The sequence below is a fragment of the Delftia sp. WSY_12 genome (assembly GCF_043104645.1).
GTDB classification, from domain to species: domain Bacteria; phylum Pseudomonadota; class Gammaproteobacteria; order Burkholderiales; family Burkholderiaceae_C; genus Comamonas; species Comamonas tsuruhatensis.
The window spans coordinates 1-20,954 of the sequence record NZ_JBICKW010000020.1; the positions used below are offsets into that span (position 1 = coordinate 1).

A 20,954-nucleotide genomic window follows, 5' to 3' on the forward strand; every position below is an offset into this window, starting at 1 on the left:
CCCCAAGACAAAAAGCGGCCCCCCCGGGGGGCAGCGGACCTTGCGCAGCAAGGGGAGCGTGGGGGTCTTTTTTGTGCCTGAAGCTCCGGTTCAGGCCTCGGAGCCCAGCAGGTTCAGCAGTGCGGCCTCGATGGCGGCGGCCGTGGCGTGGGGCCGCTCCATGGGGAACAGGTGGCTGCCGTCCAGCATCATCACGCGCCCGCGCGTGATGCGGCGCGTCAGGTCCATGCCCACCTGGCGCATCTCCACCGAGGCGCGCCCGCCGATGAAGGCCGCCGGGCAGCGCAGCGGATGGTGGTGCAGCAGCGAGGCCAGGTTGTGCGGCAAGGTGTTGTAGATGGCGGTCTCCACCTCGCGCGTGAAGTGCAGCGTGCGCCGGCCGTCCAGGTCGGCCAGGCCGCCCTGCACATAGTCCTGGAGCACCTGCGGATGCCATTGCGCAAACACCTTCTTGGCGCGGAAATAGGCCAGCGCCTCGTCATCGCTGTCCCAGGCATTGCGGCGGCGCGCGCTGATCTTGCCTGGCGAGACCGAGCCCACCAGCTGCGTGCGCTTGGCCACCCCCACCGCATTGGCACGCCAGCCGCTGAGCAATGGCGAGTCGATCAGCAGCACGCCGCGCGCCAGCTCGGGATGGCGCGCGGCCGTCATCACGCTCAGGAAACCGCCCAGCGAATGCCCGACCAGGAAGACCGGACCGCCCACGCGCTCGACCTCGGCGCGCGTGAACTCGGCCAGTTGCTCGACCAGGTGCGGCCAGTTGTTGGTGACGGGAAAGCGCGGGTCATGGCCGAAGCGCTCCACGCCCTGCGCCGCGATGCCGCGCTCGGCCAGCAGCGAGAGCAGCAGCCGGTAGGTGGGCAGCGGAAAACTGTTGGCATGCGAGAACACCACGGGCAGCGGCGCCGATGCAGTGCCCGCGCCCGTACCCGTGCCGGCAACCGCCGCATCGCTCTCGGCCCGCTGTGCGGACCGGGCCGCGTTCACGGCCGAGGCTCCTGGCCGGCCTGTGCGGCGCCATCGGGCACGCCTTGCTGGTGGCCCGAGGGCTGGCCTGCATCGGGCCGCACGGGCGATGCCGGGCCCGGCTGCTGGGGCGTCATGGGTGTCATGGGCGTCATCGGGGAGGTCGCAAGACCGTCTGCCGTGGAGGTGCCCAGGCCCGCGCCCGTGCCGCTGTGATAGGGCTGGCGCAGCGCCGCAGGCGGCAGCCGGCCCATGCTGCGCGCCGACGAGCGCAGGGCGCCTGCCGGAGCGTTGACCTTGGTCAGCGGCTGGGCCTGGCGGCTGTGCACGCGAATGGGCACCTCGGAGGCGCCGCCGTCCCAGGCCGGGTCCTCGATGCTGTCGAAGACATGGCGCAGGCGCTCGCCCCAGCTGTCGTGCAGCATGCGGAAATACGGATTGCTCTCGTCGATGCTGACGATCTTGTCGGAGGCAAAGCGGTCCTTCTCGTACACGATCAGGTCCAGGGGCAGGCCCACCGACAGGTTGGACTTGAGCGTGCTGTCCATGGACACCAGGGCGCACTTGGCGGCCTCGTCCAGCGGCGTGCGCGGCGTGATCACGCGGTCCAGCACGGGCTTGCCGTACTTGGACTCGCCGATCTGGAAGTAGGGCGTCTCGCTCGTGGCCTCGATGAAGTTGCCGGCCGAATACACCTGGAACAGCCGCATGGTCTCGCCCTGGATCTGGCCGCCCAGCACCAGCGAGATATTGAAGTCCACGCCCGACCGGGACAGCGCCACGCCGTCGCGCTCGTACACATGGCGCACGGCCGCGCCCAGCACGCGGGCCGCATCGAACATGCTGCGCACGTTCCAGATGGTCAGCATGTCGCCCGTGGCCTCGTCGCGCAGCTGCTGGCTCTCCAGCAGCTCGCGAACGGACTGGGTGATGGACAGGTTGCCGGCCGACAGCAGCACCATGAAACGGTCGCCGGGGTTCTCGTAGACCATGAGCTTGCGGAACGAGCTGATCTGGTCCAGGCCGGCATTGGTGCGCGAGTCGGCCAGGAAAACCAGGCCGGCGTTGAGCTTGATGGCAACGCAATAAGTCATGGGAACATCCGAAACTGCGGGATCGACAAGTTTAGTGCGAGGCGATTGACCGCGTTCAGGCGGCGATCTTCTTGAGCTGGTAAAGGGCTTCCAGCGCCTCGCGCGGGCTCAGTGCGTCGGGATTGATGGCGGCCAGCGCCTGGGCCAGCGGGTCGTGGCGGCTTTCGGGCTCGGGCATGTCGGGCGCATCGAACAGGTCCACCTGCAGGCGGCCCTCGTCGGCATGGGCCTCAAGTGCCTCCAGCGCATGGCGCGCGTGGTGCAGCACGCCGGCCGGCATGCCCGCCAGCTTGGCCACCTGGATACCGTAGCTGCGGCTGGCCGGGCCGGGCTGGATCTCGTGCAGGAAGACGATGTCCTGGCCGGACTCCGCCGCGCTCACATGCATGTTCACGGCCGCGCGTGCCTTGGCCGGCAGCTCGGTCAGCTCGAAGTAGTGCGTGGCAAACAGCGTGAAGGCGCGCGTCCTGTCGTGCAGCTGGGTGGCGATGCCGCTGGCCAGCGCCAGGCCGTCGAAGGTGCTGGTGCCCCGGCCGATCTCGTCCATCAGCACCAGGCTGTGCGGCGTGGCCGAGTGCAGGATCTGCGCGGCCTCGGTCATCTCCATCATGAAGGTGGACTGGGCATTGGCCAGGTCGTCGGCCGCGCCGATGCGCGTGTGGATGGCGTCGATGGGCCCCAGCCGGCAGCTGGACGCCGGCACATGCGAGCCCATGCTGGCCAGCAGCACGATCAGCGCCACCTGGCGCATATAGGTCGACTTGCCGCCCATGTTGGGGCCGGTGATGACCTGCATGCGCGTGTTGGCGTTCATGCGCGTGTGGTTGGCGATGAAGCTGCCGCTGGAGGTCTCGGCCATGCGGGCCTCCACCACGGGGTGGCGCCCGGCCTCGATCTCGATGCAGGGATGGTTCACGAACTCGGGCGCGCACCAGTTCAGCGTCAGCGAGCGCTCGGCCAGCGTGCACAGCACGTCGATGGCGGCAATGGCACCGGCCACGCGCGTGAGCGCCGGCACATGGGGCTGCAACTGGTCCAGCAACTGCTCGTAGAGGAATTTCTCGCGCTGCAGCGCCCGCTCCTGCGCGGACAAGGCCTTGTCCTCGAAGGCCTTGAGCTCGGGCGTGATGTAGCGCTCGGCGTTCTTCAGCGTCTGGCGGCGGCGGTAGCGCTCGGGCACCGCGTCCTTGTAGCTGTTGGTGATCTCTATATAGAAGCCGTGCACCTTGTTGAACTGCACGCGCAGGTTGGGAATGCCGGTGAGCAGCTTTTCCTTGGCCTCCAGCTCCAGCAGGAAATCGTCGCAGTTGTTCTGGATAGCGCGCAGCTCGTCCAGCTCGGCGTCGTAGCCCGTGGCAAACACGCCGCCGTCGCGCACCAGGGCGGCCGGCTCTTCCATGATGGCGCGCACCAGCAGTTCGGCGCAGCCTTCGGGCGGCTGCAGGTCGGCAAACAGCTGGGTCAGGTGGGCCGAGGGCGTCTGCCCGGCCTGGGCCAGCACGGCGGCCTTGTGCAGCGTGCGGCCCAGTCCCACCAGCTCGCGCGGGCGCACCTGGCGCAGTGCGGTGCGCGCGGTGATGCGCTCCACATCGCTCACGCCCTTGAGCTGCTCGCGCAACTGCTGCCAGGGCGCGGCCATGCCGCCTGCGCTGGCGCCCTGCAGCGCCCGCGTGGCCTCCAGCCGCGCCATGGCCTGCGTGCGGTCGCGGCGCGGCTCCAGCAGCCAGGCCTTGAGCAGGCGGCTGCCCATGCCCGTCATGCAGGTGTCCAGCAGGGAGAACAATGTGGGCGAATCCTCGCCGCGCAGCGTCTTGACCAGCTCCAGGTTGCGGCGCGTGGCCAGCGGCAGCGCAATCAGCTCATCGTCGCGCTGCACCTGCAGAGCGTGGATGTGCGACAGGCTGCGGCCCTGCGTGTGCTCGGCATACGACAGCAGCGCGGCGCTGGCGCCATGGGCCAGCGGCAGGTCCTCGGCCTCCCAGGCCTTGAGGCTGGCCGCGCCCAGCAGCTCCAGCAGCTTGCGCTCGCCCAGGCCGCCGTCGAACTGCCAGTCAGGGCGCGGCGACAGCGGGCAGGCAATGGAGCCGCCATGGCGCAGCGCGAACAGGCTCTGCTCGAAACGCTCGGTCACGCCCGCGCTGTAGATCAGCTCGCTGGGCGCAATGCGCGAAATCCAGGCGCCCAGCTCATCGTGGGAACACTCGGCCAGATGGATGCGCCCCTGCGTCACCGCCATCCAGGCCAGGCCGCAGCGCTGGCGCCCGGCCGTGTGCAGGGACAGCAAGATCGCCTCGCTCTTGTCCGACAGCAGCTCACTGTCGGTCAGCGTGCCCGGCGTCACCACGCGCACCACCTTGCGCTCCACCGGGCCCTTGGCTACGCCCACTTCGCCCACCTGCTCGCAGATCGCCACCGACTCGCCCAGCTTGATCAGCCGGCCCAGGTAGTTCTCCAGCGCATGGAAGGGCACGCCCGCCATCGGAATCGGCTGCCCCGCCGTCTGCCCGCGCGTGGTCAGCGTAATGTCCAGCAGCCGCGCCACCTTCTCCGCATCCCCGAAGAACAGCTCGTAGAAATCCCCCATGCGGTAGAAAACCAGCGTGTCGGGGTAGTTGATCTTGATGCCCAGGTACTGCTGCATCATGGGCGTGTGCGCCGACAGATCAGGGGCCGGAGAGGGCTGTGTGCTTTGCGAAAGGTCGCTCATTGGCTTGGGAATCAACAGGTTGCGGCGGCGCGAAGGCGCCGGGCAAGGCCTGCCTGGGAGGCGCGGGGCCGCAGGAAGGCGCAAATGTTCTTGTGTCGTGCTGCCCGCCTCGGGCCGTATCCATCGTGTGGGGCGTGGTGGCGGGCAAAGGCCACATTATTGACTACCCGAGGTTGGACGCCGCGCCAAGGGGGCGAAGATCGCGGCACACAAATGCGCAGCGCTCAATCCAAGGGACCATTTCCGCCGTACGTCGTCACAGGGCTCCTTCTGGCAACTGCTTGGCTCCTTGGTACAGGGCGTGCTGCGCATCCGCCAGGGTGATCACTTCGTCCCCGGTGAGATAGCTCATCAGAACACTGTTGAGTTTCGCGATGCGTGCGCCATAGCAGCGAATCAGCGAGGCGATCTGAATCTGCTCCGGTTCCGTGATCTGATCTCCCAGCGCTGTCACGGCGTGGGCTGCTGCCTCGATGTCGAACGAGCAACGAATGAGCAACTCACTGGCCCGGTGGCCGCTTCCAAGCAATGGCGATGCCGCTGTGACTGGTGATGCTGTATCTGCCTGGCTGCCGAATGTATTGATACCGTTGCCAGCCTCCGTGGCTGCAGCAAAGCTGGCCAGAAAGCGCAGGTCGTCCAAGGAGTTGGGAAGCTCGTTGTAGGCCCCGAACAGCCTGTCTGCGAATTCAAAGGCGTGTTCCAGCAGTCCATGAACAAAGGCAGCTTCACCTGCTGCACTGAGCGGCTTCTCTCGGAATGTGTCGCGAGCGTACTCCAGTTCCGAGCTGATGAGGGCGAGCAGTGAAAGCAGATCCACCCGCACCGGCTCATGGGGACTGCTTGCCGGGCAGCAACCGGGATCAGGAAGCTGGTTGAGCGCTGCAAATGCCCGGCTGAGGTGAGGGCAGGAGTAGCGCTCCTGTGCTCCGTCGTACAGGATGCTTTTCACCGTGTGCTTGAGCACTCCGGCAGCGCACAGGACTGCTTGGTGGGCATCGGCAAGAGAGGTTCGGGCCATGTTGTTTCTGGCTGGGGTGGGCTTGCCTGCAGAGGCTGATGGGTCATTCCTTGCCATGGTTCTCCTCCATTGCCGGGTGCTGTGTGAAGGGGGCTGCACGGATTGCGCGAAGCCCTATACCTGCTCACTGCTTGATGTTTGGCTTCAAAATGAAGTCAATTTTGAATGTATTTTGACTTCATTTTGGTGTCAATACTATTTTGAAGCCGACCCATAGAATTTGTGCCATGGCACAAGACGACTACATCCGCACCGCACTGCGCGTGCCACCTGAGCTGCACCAGTCCCTACACGAGGCGGCGGACAGGACCAGCAAGAGCTTCAATGCCGAAATCAACGAGCGCCTGCAGAGGACCTTCGATGACGAGCGCTTGGCCGCCCAGCGCTTGGCGGCAGAAGCCGGTCTCATGGGCCTCCAAGCCATGCTGGCGATTCATTTGAAAGAGTTCTTCGACCTTCTGCCCGTGGAGGAGCAAGGTAAGACGGTCAACAAGGCAGTACGGGACCTAGCACATGCCATCAGCCAGAGCTCTGCGAAGGAGATCGAAGATGCTCTGGGTCACTATGTCCGCATGGAAGATGAGGAAGCCATCAGCCGCATGGCGAGCGCGATTGCGCGTCATCGGGTGGGTTCGCGGGAGCAGGGCGAGCCTATGGTGGACGGGTCTGGCGTAAAGCGGGTGAAGCGCAACACCAGATCCTGAGGGGGAGCCCGCTGGCCGGAGTTTGCAGGCAGAAGTTAGGTAGCTGTGCCGCTTAGGTGAGCCTGACATCCAACAGGAGATGGACGGTTTGCCTCAATACGGGGGGACCGTGCAGTCAGCCATCCTCAACGAGGCGGCCACCCTGCTTCGCAGGCGCTATTACAAAAGGGAGATTTTCCATGGCCCAGCAACAGTATCCGGTCGAAGTTCAATCGGATTTCTTGGAGAAGATCACTCGCGCGAAGCCGGTGCAGGCTTTGGCGGAACTCATTTGGAATGGCTTGGACGCCGATGCCGGCCGAGTTTCCGTCTCGTTTGAGCACAACGATATGGGCACCTTGTCGGAAGTCATCATTCGCGACGATGGCAATGGCATTCCGAGGGCGAGCGCTCCTGAGTTTTTTCGACGCCTCGGCGGCTCATGGAAGAAGCCGGGAGGCTCCACCGAGACCGGAAGGTTCTTGCACGGCCAAGAGGGCAGGGGCCGCTTCAAGGCGTTCGCCATTGGGACCCGAGCCGAATGGGCCGTCGCATACAAGCGCGACGGGAAGCTCTGGAAGTATTCGATCACGATGTCGGCCAACGACATCCGCCATGTGAACATCTCCGACGAGATCGAAGTCGCCAAGCCGACCGATGCCGGCGTCACGCTGACGATCTCCGATCCGCACAAGGACTTCCGCTCCTTTGTGAGCGACTCGGGCATCCATGTCTTGGCCGAAGTCTTCGCCCTCTATCTGGCCGACTACCCCGATGTCAACGTGACCATCGGCGGCAGGCGCATCGACCCGGCCCTGATGATCGCCAGCAGGAAGGCCTTCAACCTCGCCGACATCGAATCAGGCGGCAAGGCGCATCCCGTCCGGCTTGAGATCGTCGAATGGAAGGGGCTGTCCAACCGGGCTCTGTTCCTCTGCAACGAGAAACGCTTTCCTCTCGTGCAGGTCGATCGCCGATTCCACATTGGCGACTTCCAATTCACCGCGTATCTTGAATCCACGTATCTGACGGTGGCGCAGAAAGATGGGACCGTGGACCTCGCGGAGATGCAGACGCCGGTCGTGGCTGCGATCGACGAGGCCCAGAAGACGATCAAGGACTACTTCCGGCAGCGCTCCGCGATAGAGGCCCGCAGCTACGTCGAGGAATGGAAGACCGAGAAGGTGTATCCCTTCGATGGCGATCCGGCCACGCGCGTGGAGGAGGTCGAGCGGCAAGTGTTCGAGATCGTGGCCGTCAGCGTCGCCAAGAACCTGCCCGAGTTCGCCAGCTCCGCCCAGCAAAACAAGTCTTTCCAGCTTCGCATGCTCAGGCAGGCGATCGAAAAAAGCCCCGAGGAGCTGCAGGTCATCTTGAACGAAGTCCTGCGGCTGCCCAAGCGCCAGCAGGAGGAGCTCGCCGAGCTGCTGCGCGACGTGTCGCTGTCTTCGATCATCAGTTCCGCCAAGATTGTGGCGGATCGTTTGAAGTTCCTGACCGGCATCGAGGCGGTGCTGTTCGATACCGCGCCTAAGAAGAGGCTGCGCGAGCGAACCCAATTGCACCGCATCGTCGCCCAAAACTGCTGGATGTTCGGCGAGGACTTCATGCTGTCTGTCGATGACCAGTCGCTGACGGAAGTCCTACGGTCGCACAAGAAAATCCTCGGGGAGGATATCGTCATCGACGCCCCGGTCAAGCATGTCTCGCAGGAGCGTGGCATCGTGGATTTGATGCTGTCCCGATCCACGCGGCGGCACAACTCGGACTCGATCACCCACTTGGTGGTCGAGCTCAAGGCGCCCAAGGTCAAGGTCAACACCGATGAGATATCGCAGATCGAGGGCTACGCCGCATCGGTCATGGATGACCAGCGGTTCCGCAACGTCAAGGTGTCATGGGTGTTCTGGGTCATCAGCGACGATGTCGGCCCGCACGCGAAATTCCGCATGACCGACGAGTCCGGGCTGATCCACAAGAAGGACAACGTCTGCATCTACGTGAAGACTTGGGGCCAGGTCTTGGCGGAGAACCGGAGCCGCATGAAATTCTTCCAAGAGCGGCTCGAATACCAAGCCGACAAGGGCGCCTCCCTCAAGCATCTGCAGGAGCATTACGCCAAATACTTGGAAGGCGTCTTCGATGCTGAGCCGGTTCCGGCCAGTGGAGAGGAAGTCGCGGCGGCCAAATGAGCAGGCCGCCTCCTTGCGGTCGCCTGCAAGCGTCGATTCGCTGGCGGTTATTGGGCAAAGTTTGAGGATGGTGTTCGTGGCGGCGCTGCTCCAGAGCAACGCGTGGAACTGGGAATGTTTCCCATCTCCTGCAGATGCTAGGATGCATGAAATTTCAATGAAGAATCCAGCCATCATGGGTGTCGTCCGTACTTCTGCTGAACCCTTGCGGGGAGGTGCTGCACTCCTGGCGGAAGAGCTGCGCCCTGGTGGCGTCTACCGGCGCGAAGACCTGGCACCGCTTTCCACGGCGGTAGACCGGCATCTGAGTGAGCTGGTGGCTGGCGGAAGATTGAAGAAGTTGGCGCAAGGGCTGTATCACGCACCCAAGCAGTCCGATTTCGGGCCGCTGCCACCTGCTGACGATCAAGTGGTCCAGAGCTTTCTGCGGGACAGCGATTTCCTGTTGTTTTCGCCTTCCGCCTTCAATGCGGTGGGTGTCGGTACCACGCAGCTGTACAACAGCACCTGGGTCTACAACCGCAAGCGGCACGGCATCTTTCGGTTGGGCAATCGTGATTTCGACTTTCGGGTAAAGCCCCGTTTTCCAAAGAAACTCAGCCCCGAGTTCCTGTTCGTGGACTTGCTCAACAACCTGGATGAGCTGGCTGAAGATGGGGAACTGGTTCTTGGGCAGGCGCGCAAAAAGATGCCGTCCTTTGATGCCGAGCGCCTGCGCCGGGCGATTGAGCGCTATGCCAACGCGGCTACCCGAAAAATCTTGAGGGAGTGGAGCGGTGGCTGATTTTCTTCACGAGCGCAGGGATTTCGACCAACTCCTCTCGTTGGTGGCCGACGAGCGTGGTTTGGCTCCTGTGCTGGTGGAAAAAGACTACTGGATCATGCATTGCCTCTGGGGTCTTCAGGCCCAGGGGCTGCGGTTCGAGCTGAAGGGCGGCACATCGCTGTCCAAGGGCTTCGGTGTCATCCATCGTTTTTCCGAAGACATCGATATCCGCATCGACCCGCCGCAAGGAATGGACGTCAAGACAGGCCGCAATCACGACAAGCCCGCTCACGTCGAATCACGGCGAGCCTATTACGACACGCTTGCGCAAACCATCTGCATTCCCGGGGTGGTCGAAGTTCAGCGGGATCGCCTGTTTGACGATGACAAGATGCGCAGCGCCGGGATCCGGTTGATCTACACGCCAAGAACGGCGGCGCTTGCGGGGATCAAGGACGGCATCCTGTTGGAATTGGGATTCGATGACACGGCACCCAATCGCGCAGTGACCATCTCTTCGTGGGCCTTGGAGGCTGCCATGGAGCGCGATATCCCGCTGCGGGACAACCGTGCGGTGAATGTGCCTTGCTATGCACCGACGCACACTTTCGTCGAAAAATTGCAGACCATCTCCACCAAGTACCGCAGGCTGGATGCAAGCCGGGCATTTCCTGCCAACTTCCTGCGGCATTACTACGATGTGTATTGCCTCCTGGGCATGGAGGAAGTGCAGGGCTTCATCGGAACACCGGCCTATCAGCAACGCAAGATCGAGCGGTTCCGTTCCGGAGATGAGCTGGCTATCTCCCTCAACCCGGCATTTGTGCTGGCCGATGCTGCTCAATGCGACCGTTTTGCGCAGGAGTACCGCAAGACACGGGCCTTGTACTACCAAGGACAGCCGGATTTCGACCTTCTTCTGGCCCGCATCCGCGAGCACATCCATGTGCTGTGATGGGCACAGGAATCCTTGATGAAAAAGGACTCAATAGTCCTCATGGTCTTGCATAGGGATGGCCCGCCTGCCTGACTGGCAAGTCTCCGTGATCCCTAAGCCCGCAGCCCCGCCACTTCCCACTCCTGCGGAAACTCCATCCCATCATCCTTGGCAATCTTCCTGAGGATATGCAGGCAGGCGCTTTGCAGGTCCTGCACCACGGCCTGTCGGGCGGCGGGGCCGTCCCTTTGCTCCAGCGCATGGATCAGCCGGATGTGCGGATGTTCGGCCGCGCGGGCGTAGGTGCCCCGGTACAGGTAGCGCACGGACGGGCCGCACTTGAGCCATAGCAGGCCGATGAGGCTGGCCAGCACGGGCTGCTGCGCGGCTTCGATGATGGAGAAGTGGAAGCGCTCGTTGGCGATCAGCGTGGCGTCGTCATCCACGGCGATGGATTTTTCCAGGTCCTGGTGCAGCCGGGTGAGGGTGTCGATGAAGTCCTTGCCCGGATGGCGGCTGGCGGCGGCTGCGGCGGCGCGGCCTTCCAGTTCGATGCGCAGGGCGATGATTTCCACGTACTGCTCCACGCTGAGCACGGGCACGGTGGCCACGCCGCGGTCGTCCAGGTCCAGGGCGCCTTCGGAGGCCAGGCGCTGTATGGCATCGCGCACGGGCGTGGGGCTGATGCCGAACTCTTCGGCCAGGCTGCGATAGACGAGGCGCTGCGCGGGTTGCAGCTGGCCTCTCACGATGGCGTCACGGATCTGCAGGTAGGTTTTTTCGGCAAGGGTCTGATTGGTTCGGATCTGTGAAAAAACGCTGGACATCGGGCCTCCGCAACTGCTTGGGCGCAATGGTACCTCCCGGGGAAGGACGGTTTGTTCATGGCCACGGTGTGTGGCTGTGCCAAGGGCTAACCCTGTAATTGGTGTTTGATGCATCAAGTATCATGCATCATATCTAAGGGAGGGTGCATGCGGACATACACGTTGGAAAAAGCAGAACCAAGGATTCGTGAGCTGGCCGACGGCCTGGAGTTTCCCGAAGGCCCGGTGGCCATGCGCGATGGATCGGTCGTGCTGGTGGAGATCGCCAACGGCTGGCTGACCCGGGTGACGGCCGATGGCACAAGGCGGCAGCTCGTCCACCTGGGCGCGGGCCCGAACGGTGCCGCCATAGGCCCCGGCGGCAAGCTGTTCATCTGCAACAACGGTGGCTTCCAGTGGCACCGCAGTGCGGAGCATGGACTGCGGCCCATAGGCCAGGCCAACGACTATTCAGGCGGGCGCATAGAGGCCGTGGACCTGGCCTCGGGCCAGGTCGAATGCCTGTACACGCAAAGCGGCAGCGGACCCTTGAAGGGGCCCAACGACCTGGTCTTCGACCGGCATGGCGGGTTCTGGTTCACCGACCACGGCAAGGTGCGGCCGCGCGAGGTGGACCGGGGCGGCGTCTGCTACGCGCTGGCCGATGGCAGCGCCATCCGCGAAGCCGTCTTCCCGCTGTGGTCGCCCAACGGAATCGGTCTTTCTCCCGATGAGAAGACGCTCTATGTGGCGGAGACCTTCACGGGGCGGCTGTGGGCCTTCGACATCGGCGAGCCCGGGCACATCCTGGCCCGGCCCTGGCCCGATTCGCCCAATGGCGGGCGGCTGGTCTGCCGCCTGCAGGGCATGCAGAACATCGACTCCCTGGCCGTGGATGCCGAAGGGAACATCTGCCTTGCCACGCTGGGCGAGGGCGGCATCACCGTGGTCTCGCCGGCCGGGCAGGTGCTGCACCGGGTCGAGTTGCCCGACCCCATGACGACCAACATCTGCTTTGGCGGCAAGGACCTGAAGACGGCTTTTGTCACCCTGTCTTCCACGGGGCGGCTGGTGGCGCTGGACTGGCCGTGTCCTGGATTGCCTTTGAATTTCCTGAATAGATAAGTTCCCCCTGGCTTCCCTTTCCGTATCGCTGGCGATTGCCATGGCGAGGGAGCCGCTACGCCTTTTTTTGTTGAACGGAAACCGCAACCCATGTCGAAACCCCTGAGCAACCCTGGATTGAACAAGCAGGACACCGTAGGCCACCTGGTGGCCCGGGTCCTGAAGCGGCACGGCATCACGCAGTTCTTCGGGCAGAGCCTGCCCAGCATGTTCGTGCTGGCCGCCGAGGAACTGGGCCTGCGCCAGATCGCCTACCGCACCGAGAACGCGGGCGGCTACATGGCCGATGCCCATGCCCGCATGAGCGGCAGGCCGGCCGTGATCACCGCGCAGAACGGTCCGGCCGCAGCGTTGCTGGTGGCGCCGCTGGCCGAGGCTCTGAAGGTCTCCATCCCCATCATCGCCCTGGTGCAGGACGTGGCGCGCGACCAGACCGACAGGAACGCCTTCCAGGACCTGGACCACATGGGCCTGTTCAAGCCCGTGACCAAGTGGGTGCGGCGCGTGGACCAGGCATCGCGCGTGGAGGACTATGTGGAGCAGGCCATCATCGCCGCCTGCAGCGGCCGGCCTGGCCCCGTGGCGCTGATGCTGCCGGCCGACCTGCTCACCGAGCCTGCCCAGCCCTCCAGCGTGCCCCGGCCCGCTGCATTGGCCCGCTTTCCGCTGGACCGCGCCGTGCCCGAACGGCAATTGCTGGAACAGGCAGTAGGCGCGCTGCTCCAGGCCCGCGCGCCGGTCATCGTTGCCGGTGGCGGCGTGCACATCTCGGGCGCCAGCGAGGCACTGAGCGCGTTTGCCGATGCGCTGAGCCTGCCTGTGGCCACCACCAACATGGGCAAGGGCGCCGTGGCCGAGACGCATGAGCTGTCGCTGGGCGTGGTCGCCAACTGCCTGGGGCCCAATGGCTCAGGCCGCTACCTGAAGGATTTCGTGTCCGGGGCCGACGTGGTGTTCCTGATCGGCAACCGCACCAACCAGAACGGCACGGACAGCTGGACGCTGTACCCGCGCGATGCGCAATTCATCCATCTCGATATCGACGGCCAGGAGATAGGGCGCAACTACGACGCCATGCGCCTGGTGGGCGATGCGCGGCTGGCGCTGCAGGCCATGCTGGACATCGCCGGGCCGCTGGATCTGTCGGCCCGTACCGGCCAGCGCGCTGCACTGGCCGCACGCATTGCCAAGGGCAGGGAAAGGCACCGACAGGAATCAGCCGAAGTGCGCCTGTCCAGCGCCGCACCCATCCGGCCCGAACGCATCATGCATGAGCTCGACGCCCTGCTGACCGCCGAGGACACCGTGGTGGCCGATGCCAGCTACTCCACGCTGTGGGTCACCAACTACCTGACCGCGCGCCGGGCCGGCCAGCGCTTCCTCACTCCGCGCGGCCTGGCGGGCCTGGGCTGGGGCATGCCCATGGCCATGGGCGCGCGCCTGGCGCAGGACGGCGGCCAGGTGTTCTGCCTGGTGGGCGACGGCGGCTTCGGCCATGTGTGGTCGGAGATGGAGACCTGCAGGCGCATGGGCATCAAGGTCATCACCGTCCTCATCAACAACGGCATCCTGGGCTACCAGAAGCATGCCGAGCACGTGAAGTTCGGCGAGCACACCTCGGCCGTGAACTTCAGCGGCGTGGACCATGCGGCCATCGCACGGGCCTGCGGCATCCACGGCGTGCGCGTGGAATCGGCCGATGCCATCGTCCCCGCGCTGCGCGCCGCCATGGTCGCCGAAGAGGCCACGCTGATCGAGGTCATGTGCACCGAAGACGCCTTTCCCCCCATCACCTTCTACACGCCGGAGAGCCACTGATGAGCGCGCCTGAGAACTTCCCCATCCGCACGGCCCTGGTGACCGGCGCCGCGCGCGGCATCGGCCTGGCCACCGCCATCGAACTGCTGCGCGACGGCCGCCAGGTGGTGCTGGCCGACCTGGCCGCGCCCGACCTGGATCTAGTCCCGCAGGAACTGCGCGCCCGGGCCAGCGCCGTGGTGCTCGATGTCTGCGACGAGGCTGCCCGCCAGCGCGTAGTCGGCGACATCGTGCAGCGCCATGGCGGCGTGGACATCCTGGTCAACAACGCCGGCATCAGCCTCAAGAACGCCAGCGGACAGTCCAACGGCATCCTCGAAGTGGGGCTGGGCGAGGTGCAGCAGATCCTGGACGTCAACCTGCTGTCCATGCTGCGCCTATGCCAGCTGGCGCTGCCGGGCATGAAGCAGCGGCTCTGGGGGCGCATCGTCAACGTGTCCTCGCTGGCCGGGCGCGGCAAGTCCATCGTGGCCGGCCCTGCCTACATGCTGAGCAAGTCCGCCGTGCTGGGCCTGAGCCGCTCCATCGCCTCGGAGATGGGCCAGTACGGCATCACCACCAACTGCGTGGCGCCGGGCCGCATCCTGACGCCGATGGCGCAGCAGGCCGGCGACGAGGTCAATCGCCGCTATGCCGAGCAGATCCCCGTGCGGCGTCTGGGCGAGGCTGCCGAGGTCGGCGCCGCCATCCGCTACCTGTGCAGCGAGTCCGCAGGCTTCACCAATGGCGCCGTGATCGACGTCAACGGCGGCTTCTTCATGAATTGAGGAAGGACGAGCCCCTGAGCGGCTGCGCCGCTTCCCCCTCTCGCTTCGCGGGGGGGGGGCGGCACCCTCGGTGCGGGGCGGCCCTTCCTCGGTGCCCCCACTTCCAGGGCGTGCCTGTTTCCCGGTCAGTGGGTAGTGCGCTGCACCGTGAAAGCACGACTTCCAAAGACGACAGAACCCAAGATCGCAACGAGAGACAACCATGCATGCATATCCATCCCCCGCATCTCGCAGATGCCTGCTTTCGGCCTTCTGCGCGGCAGCGCTGGCGGCCGCAGCCGGCGCCCCGGCGCTGGCCCAGGGCACGGACGCGTTTCCCGAGCGGGAACTGACCCTGATCATCAACTACGGCGCAGGCGGCAATACCGACGTGGCCTCGCGCGCCATCGGCAATGCCATGGAGGGCCTGCTCAAGAAGCCCGTGGTGCCCAACAACCGCGCCGGGGCGCAGGGCACGCTGGGCGTCTCTTCGCTGGCCCGGCAAAAGCCCGACGGCTATACGCTGGGCGTGGTGACGTTTTCGACCATCGCCATCACGCCCCACCTCATGAAGGTGGACTACAAGGTCGATGACTTCGACTTCATCGCAGGCGTGGCCCGCTACCGCTATGGCGTGGCCGTGCGCGCGGACTCGCCCTACAAGACCATGGCCGACCTGGTGGCCGCGTCCCGCCAGGGCAAGGGCATCTTCTTTGGCGCGCCGTCCGCGCCCAACAACCTGGCCATGTACGAGCTGGGGCGCAAGACCGGCGGCAAGTTCGAGGAGATCAACTACAAGTCCGGCGCGGAGACCGTGGCCGGCCTGATCGGCGGGCAGGTCGATGTCATCGTGCAGAACCCCTCGGACATCGTCCAGCACGTCAAGGCCGGAAAAATGCGCCTGCTGGCCAGCGCCAGCCCCATGCGCTGGAAGGAGTTGCCCGAGGTGCCCACGCTCAGGGAGCAGGGCTACGACGTGGAGATCGACTCCTGGATCGGCCTGGCCTACCCCAAGGGCGTGCCCCCGGCCCTGCGCGACAGGCTGGAGCGCGTCGCCATGGCCGCAGCCGAAGGTCCCCAGGTCGCGCGTGTCTTCGAGTCGGCGGGCGTGGACCCGGCAGCTCTCACCGGCGCCGAATACCGCAGGAAGCTGGTCCAGGGCCATGAGTCCATGGGCGCGGCCATCAAGGCAGCGAATCTGCCGCGCATGAACTGAGGGCGGTCCGGCGGCCTGCCGGCCTTGATGCACGGGTGCTGCTGCAGCATGTGCCGAAAGACCATGAAAGGCCGCTCGTCGGCGGGGGAGCGCTCGCGCCCGCTCCCTGCGTTCGCTGTATCGGTCCACCAGGTAGCCTGTGCAGTCAAGCCGGTGCAGTCCGGTGCAGTCCGGTGCAGTCTCGCGCGTCAGCTGGGTGAACTTGACCAGTTCCCCCAATCACGTCCACCGCACGCAGGGGGCGATTGCCTGCGCATCAGCGCGGCGCGAGGAACTGCTCCATGCGCTGCAGCTCTTCATCCAGCGCGCTGCGAAAGGCGGCATCGCCGGGCGCCGCGCCGGCCACATAGCCGAATGACGGCTCCAGCCGGCCGTCGCGCGCCTGCAGGTTGGCCCAGCCGATCACATGGCCCTGCCAGAGCATGGGCAGGGCGTAGTAGCCGAGCTGACGCTGAGCTGGTGGCGTGTAGGCCTCGAACTTGTAGGTCCAGCCCCAGAGCAGCGTGAAGCGGCGCCGGTCCCAGACCACGGGATCGAAGGGCGCGAGCAGGCGCAGCCGCTCGTCGAAGGCATGGCGGCGCGAGCGCGGGTTCTCGTCGGCGGGCCAGTACCAAGTGGTTCCGTCGATGCGGCAGCTGGCCAGTTGCTCGCGCGCCAGCCGCAGCGCCGCCTGGGTCTGCTGCGCCAGATGGGGTGCGCCATAGCCCAGCAGGCGCACCAGGTAGGTCAGGCTGGGGGCTGGCAGCGGTGCGTACTTGCGCACCACCAGGTCGATCAGCGCGGCGGCGCGCCGGGCGCTGGCGGCGGGGCTGTCGTCGGCAGGCGGGTGGGCGATGGCCTCGTAGACGCGCGTGCCGCTGTCGCGGCGCTTGACGCGGAGCAGGCCGCGGTAGTGCATGCCGTCGAGCAACTGCGTGCTGGCGCTGCCCGAGCCGCCCCAGTAGTTCTTCACGCTTCCGTGCGAGAAATGCTGCTCCACCTCGCGCGGATGCACGGCGCCGCGCTCGCGCACAAAGGCCAGCACCTCGGCGGCCTTGCGCTGCGTCTCGGCATCCCAGGCCTTGCGGGCCTGGCGCGGGTGCATCAGCGCCAGGTGCTCACTGGGCAGAAAGCCGTAGTTGACCAGGCAGTCCTCGTCGATCGCCAGGCGCGCGTAGCGGCGTTCCAGGTCGCCGGCGCGGTAGTCCTTGACGCGGTGGCGCAGCGTCAGGTCCTGCGCCCGGGCCGGCGCGCGGATCGGATCTGCCTGCACAAAGCCCAGGCGCTGTATGGCCGCAGGCAGGGTGGTCGGTGTGAACAGGGTGCGCGCCACGGCATGGCGGCGCAGGTCGTCAAGGCTCGGTTCGGTGGGCATGGCTTGATTGGAGCACGGCAGGGCTGCCGGGTGGGCCGGTCTCCGTGCCCCGCCGTACTTCCTGATCCTGCCGTGCCGCTCAGGCCTTCCTGGCACGCCTGCGCCGCCACAGCGCGCGCAGTACCCAGCCCAGCGGCAGCACCACCAGCACCAGCCAGGGCAGCACGGCCGCCACGAAGGTGATCAGCGCGGCCATGCTCTCGCCCAGCACATGGCCGGCATCGCGCAGCGCGCGGCCTATGGGGCTGTAGCTGGTGCCGCCCTGCACCAGGGCGCGGGTGGGCGTGAACTGGATCTGTATGTGCTGCTTGCTGGTCTGCTGCTCCAGCACCTTGCGCTGGGCGGCCATGGCGTCCAGCTCGGCCTGCGTGTCCGACAGCGTGCGCTGTATCTCCAGCAGGTCGGACATGGTGCGCTTGGTCGTGGTGTCGCGCAGCATCAGGCGCAGGCTGTCGCGGAACTCGGTGCGGTTCCTGATGCGCGCCTCCACGTCGATCACCTCGGCCGTCTTGTCCTCGCTGATGGTGTTCTGCGACACGATGGTGGCCACGCCGGCCAGCGTGCCCAGCAGCCGCTGCACATCGGCCGGCGCCACGCGCATCTCCAGCATGGCGTTGCCGGGCTGCTGGGGCGTCTCGCGCAGAAGGGATGCCGACAGCAGCTCGCAGCGCAGCGTGGCACACAGGTCGCGCACCTGGCCCCAGGCATCGGCCAGCTGCGCCTGCGGCACTTCCACGTTCAGCTCCTGGCGCACGGCCAGGAAACGCTGGGCCATCTCGTCCTGCGCCGATGTCTCTGGTGCGGCTGCTGCCGCATCCTCGGCCTGCACGGTGGCGGCGCGGCCTTGCTTCATGCCGGCGCCGCCCGCCATGGGCGCGGGGGCGGGCGCAGATTCCATGGCTGCTGTGTCATGCCGCTGGTTGCAGCCCGCAAGGGCCAGCGTGGCAGCCATTGCCAGCGCGGCCGGCACGGCCATGCGGGAGGGCAGAGTGGAAGGCCGGGGATGCGTCATGAATTTCCTCTTGAAAACAGGCAAGAACAGGGCGCTGCCAGGGCTTAGGGCTCAGGGCCTGCCGCCGGGGCCGAACATGGTGTCCACCTCGGACTGCAGCTCGAAGATGTCGGACACCGTGTAGAGCCAGTCGCCCTTTTGCAGATGGCCGGGGTCCGGCGGCGTCTCCACGCAGGCCTTGACCAGGGTGAACTGCCCGGCCGGGTCGGGCAGGAACTTCAGGCCCGATATGGAAAACCGCGCCACCCGCCCCACGCCATCGTTGTAGCGCCGGCCCCGGGCGCGCACGTCGGCCAGCTCCGCCATCTGCGGCACATGGTCGAACACCGCGTCGTAGAACTCGACGATGGGGCTCTGGTTGGTCCGGGCACAGCCGTGCACGTACAGGGCGTAAAAGCGCCCGTCCAGCTCCATGGCCACCACGTCGGCCGCGCGGTAGAAGGTCAGGCTGTCGGGCAGGCCTGGCGAGCGTTTGGGCGGCGCGGGCGGCGTGTCCAGGAAGTCCTGGCGGATCTGCGCCGACTTGCGAAAGAAGTCATCGCTGAGCGCCACCTCGGCATTGAGCACATCGATGGCCGTGCGCGCCGCCGTGTTCAGCCCCGCGTCGGCCAGGCCGTTCCGGTGCAGCACGATGGCCAGGGCCAGCGCCGTCTTGTGCCGGTACAGTGCCGTTGCCTTGGCGTCACCGGCCTGCAGCACGCAGCTCCAGCGCCGCAGCAGGGGCGGCAGGGCATGGCCGCCGTAGTTGGCCGCGATAGCGGCATCGTGCCGGCCCAGCGCAAACGTGCGCGCCATCACGCGCGCCACGTCTTCCTCCAGGGTCTGCACAAGGGTGTCGGCTGCCAGCTTGGACAGCGCCTGGGTATGGGTCATGGCCATGGCGTCACTGGCTCCAGTTCGATGGCAGGTTCCTGAAATCCGGCAGGCAGGCCATAGCCGCCGGTGCTGCGTTGTTCGTTGCGGTGCTCGATGCAGTGTTCGGTGCTCAGGTCATGGGCTTGCATGGGTCTGTCGCAGGCGCCTTCGCGCCGGGGCAGTTGGAACGCCGGCCAGTGTGCCCCAAGCCGGGCCGCTGGCGGGGTGTGGGCGCCATCGGGTCTGTATCGATCCGCTACCGGCGCGGGCTGCCGCCTTGACGTCTTGCCGTCACATGAACCGGCAAGACTCGTCATTTGCTTTTCATGCGGTTCATGTGGTTCATGTGGTTCATGCGAGTCATGTCAAAAAGGGGGCGCCGCCAGCCCCGGGGAGATGCAAGATGTTCTGGGACAAGAAGCTCAGGCGCTGGGCCGAGGCCGTGCGTGCGCGGGCCGACCTGCCGGCGCGGCTGGTGCTGTGGAATGGCGAGCAGTTCGACTTCGGCCGCTTCGAGCAGCCGCGCGTCACGCTCACCGTGCGCAGCGCCTCGGCCCTGCCGCTGCTGCTGGACCCCAGCCTGGACCACCTGGGCCAGGCCTATGTGAAGGGCCAGATCGACATCGACGGCCGCCTGCCCGACATCATCGACTTCGGCTATGCGCTGGCGCGCCGCATGTCCAAGACCCAGGGCGCGGGCAAGGGGCCGGGGCGGCTGGCGCTTGCGGCGCGCGCGGCAAGGCGCTTTCGGCACAGCCGCAGCACGGACCGCGAATCCATCCAGTACCACTACGACGTGTCCGACGACTTCTACCGGCTCTGGCTGGACGAGGGCATGGTCTATTCCTGCGCCTACTTCGAGAACGGCGACGAGGACCTGGCCACCGCCCAGCGCAAGAAGCTGGACCACATCCTCACCAAGATCCGCCTGCAGCCCGGCCAGCGCCTGCTGGACATCGGCTGCGGCTGGGGTGCCCTGGTGCTGCGCGCGGCCCAGCACTTTGGCGCGCACTGCGTGGGCGTGACGCTGTCGCGCAACCAGTTCGAAGCGGCCACCGAGCGCGTGCGCGCCGCAGGCCTGGCCGACCGCATCGAGATCCGCCTGCAGGACTACCGCGACGTACAGGGGCGCTTTGACCGCATCACCAGCGTCGGCATGTTCGAGCATGTGGGCCGCCGCAACCTGCCCATGTACTTTGCGCACATGCGCGAGCTGCTGGCCGACGACGGGCTGGCGCTGAACCACGGCATCACCTCCACCGATGCGGACGTGGGCGCCACGGCGTTGGGCGGCGGTGCGTTCATCGACCGCTATGTGTTTCCTGATGGCGAGCTGCCGCACCTGAGCCTGGCGTTGGAGGCCATGCAGCGTGGGGGGCTGGAGGTGCTGGATGTGGAGGGGCTGCGGCGGCATTACGTGCGCACGTTGCAGTTGTGGCTGGAGCGGTTTGAGGCTTGTGTGCCGGAGATTCGGGCGTTGGTGGAGGAGGAGAGGTTTCGGATCTGGAGGGTGTATCTGGCGGGGTGTGCTTATGCGTTTGAACACGATGATGTGTCTATCTTTCAGGTGGTTTGTCGGAGGGCGGGGCAGGGGGCTGCTTCGTTGGCTTGGTCGCGGAGGTATATGTACGAGCGGACCTTGTCGTGAGGCTTGTC

The 20,954-nt window shown here is 65.9% G+C and carries 18 protein-coding genes; 9 read left to right on the forward strand and 9 right to left on the reverse strand.

The window, feature by feature from the left end:
- Nucleotides 1–90: 90 nt before the first annotated feature.
- The 4 genes from ACF8LI_RS11615 to ACF8LI_RS11630 form a co-directional block, all read right to left on the reverse strand.
- Nucleotides 91–987: an alpha/beta hydrolase gene (locus ACF8LI_RS11615; RefSeq protein WP_392414269.1), complete on the reverse strand. Its 897-nt coding sequence runs from the start codon at nt 985–987 to the stop codon at nt 91–93.
- Complete coding sequence (locus tag ACF8LI_RS11620; RefSeq protein ID WP_016449684.1) at nt 984–2,060, reverse strand: proteasome-type protease; 1,077 nt, start codon at nt 2,058–2,060, stop codon at nt 984–986. The genes ACF8LI_RS11615 and ACF8LI_RS11620 overlap by 4 nt, the downstream gene beginning before the upstream one ends.
- Nucleotides 2,061–2,115: 55 nt before the next feature.
- A complete protein-coding gene (gene mutS / locus ACF8LI_RS11625) occupies nt 2,116–4,704 on the reverse strand; it encodes a DNA mismatch repair protein MutS (protein ID WP_392414323.1) in 2,589 nt (862 codons plus the stop codon).
- Between the two features lie 319 nt (nt 4,705–5,023).
- Nucleotides 5,024–5,845 (reverse strand): hypothetical protein, encoded by an 822-nt coding sequence (locus ACF8LI_RS11630; RefSeq protein ID WP_392453852.1) that lies wholly within the window; start codon nt 5,843–5,845, stop codon nt 5,024–5,026.
- A gap of 170 nt (nt 5,846–6,015) precedes the next feature.
- On the opposite strand from ACF8LI_RS11630, the gene ACF8LI_RS11635 reads away from it, so the two are divergent.
- From ACF8LI_RS11635 to ACF8LI_RS11650, 4 genes are all read left to right on the forward strand, one after another.
- Nucleotides 6,016–6,492, forward strand: a complete 477-nt coding sequence (locus ACF8LI_RS11635; RefSeq protein WP_392414271.1) for a toxin-antitoxin system HicB family antitoxin — start codon at nt 6,016–6,018, stop codon at nt 6,490–6,492.
- 179 nt (nt 6,493–6,671) lie between these two features.
- Nucleotides 6,672–8,663, forward strand: coding sequence for an ATP-binding protein (locus ACF8LI_RS11640; protein WP_392414272.1), 1,992 nt, complete (start codon nt 6,672–6,674; stop codon nt 8,661–8,663).
- A 157-nt stretch (nt 8,664–8,820) separates the two neighbouring features.
- Nucleotides 8,821–9,447 (forward strand): hypothetical protein, encoded by a 627-nt coding sequence (locus tag ACF8LI_RS11645; protein ID WP_392414273.1) that lies wholly within the window; start codon nt 8,821–8,823, stop codon nt 9,445–9,447.
- On the forward strand, nt 9,440–10,384 hold the full coding sequence (locus ACF8LI_RS11650) for a nucleotidyl transferase AbiEii/AbiGii toxin family protein (protein WP_392414274.1): 945 nt from the start codon (nt 9,440–9,442) through the stop codon (nt 10,382–10,384). The genes ACF8LI_RS11645 and ACF8LI_RS11650 overlap by 8 nt, the downstream gene beginning before the upstream one ends.
- 95 nt (nt 10,385–10,479) lie before the next feature.
- Here the strand turns inward: ACF8LI_RS11650 and ACF8LI_RS11655 are convergent, their stop codons facing one another.
- Entirely contained in the window at nt 10,480–11,193 is a 714-nt protein-coding gene (locus ACF8LI_RS11655) for a GntR family transcriptional regulator (RefSeq protein ID WP_047325828.1), read from the reverse strand.
- A 147-nt stretch (nt 11,194–11,340) separates the two neighbouring features.
- On the opposite strand from ACF8LI_RS11655, the gene ACF8LI_RS11660 reads away from it, so the two are divergent.
- The 4 genes from ACF8LI_RS11660 (at nt 11,341) to ACF8LI_RS11675 (ending at nt 16,077) form a co-directional block, all read left to right on the forward strand.
- The gene (locus tag ACF8LI_RS11660; RefSeq protein ID WP_392414275.1) at nt 11,341–12,297 is read left to right on the forward strand and encodes an SMP-30/gluconolactonase/LRE family protein; all 957 of its coding nucleotides are present in this window, start codon (nt 11,341–11,343) and stop codon (nt 12,295–12,297) included.
- 90 nt (nt 12,298–12,387) lie between these two features.
- Nucleotides 12,388–14,115, forward strand: coding sequence for an acetolactate synthase catalytic subunit (locus ACF8LI_RS11665; protein ID WP_392414276.1), 1,728 nt, complete (start codon nt 12,388–12,390; stop codon nt 14,113–14,115).
- Nucleotides 14,115–14,882, forward strand: a complete 768-nt coding sequence (locus tag ACF8LI_RS11670; protein ID WP_392414277.1) for an SDR family oxidoreductase — start codon at nt 14,115–14,117, stop codon at nt 14,880–14,882. The genes ACF8LI_RS11665 and ACF8LI_RS11670 overlap by 1 nt, the downstream gene beginning before the upstream one ends.
- 202 nt (nt 14,883–15,084) lie before the next feature.
- On the forward strand, nt 15,085–16,077 hold the full coding sequence (locus ACF8LI_RS11675) for a tripartite tricarboxylate transporter substrate binding protein (RefSeq protein ID WP_310037894.1): 993 nt from the start codon (nt 15,085–15,087) through the stop codon (nt 16,075–16,077).
- 256 nt (nt 16,078–16,333) lie between these two features.
- On the opposite strand, the gene ACF8LI_RS11680 is transcribed toward ACF8LI_RS11675, so the two are convergent.
- From ACF8LI_RS11680 to ACF8LI_RS11695, 4 genes are all read right to left on the reverse strand, one after another.
- A complete protein-coding gene (locus tag ACF8LI_RS11680) occupies nt 16,334–17,431 on the reverse strand; it encodes a DNA glycosylase AlkZ-like family protein (protein ID WP_392414278.1) in 1,098 nt (365 codons plus the stop codon).
- A gap of 79 nt (nt 17,432–17,510) precedes the next feature.
- On the reverse strand, nt 17,511–18,443 hold the full coding sequence (locus ACF8LI_RS11685) for a DUF4349 domain-containing protein (RefSeq protein WP_392414279.1): 933 nt from the start codon (nt 18,441–18,443) through the stop codon (nt 17,511–17,513).
- A gap of 51 nt (nt 18,444–18,494) precedes the next feature.
- Nucleotides 18,495–19,322 carry a hypothetical protein gene (locus ACF8LI_RS11690; protein WP_392414280.1) on the reverse strand — a complete coding sequence of 276 codons (828 nt, stop codon included), beginning with the start codon at nt 19,320–19,322 and terminating at the stop codon, nt 18,495–18,497.
- Nucleotides 19,313–19,447, reverse strand: a complete 135-nt coding sequence (locus ACF8LI_RS11695; protein ID WP_288898073.1) for a hypothetical protein — start codon at nt 19,445–19,447, stop codon at nt 19,313–19,315. Before ACF8LI_RS11695 ends, ACF8LI_RS11690 begins: the two co-directional genes overlap by 10 nt.
- Before the next feature lie 254 nt (nt 19,448–19,701).
- Here ACF8LI_RS11695 and ACF8LI_RS11700 point away from each other — a divergent pair, with 254 nt between their 5' ends.
- Nucleotides 19,702–20,946, forward strand: coding sequence for a cyclopropane-fatty-acyl-phospholipid synthase family protein (locus ACF8LI_RS11700; protein ID WP_046985902.1), 1,245 nt, complete (start codon nt 19,702–19,704; stop codon nt 20,944–20,946).
- The last annotated feature ends 8 nt before the right edge of the window (nt 20,947–20,954 follow it).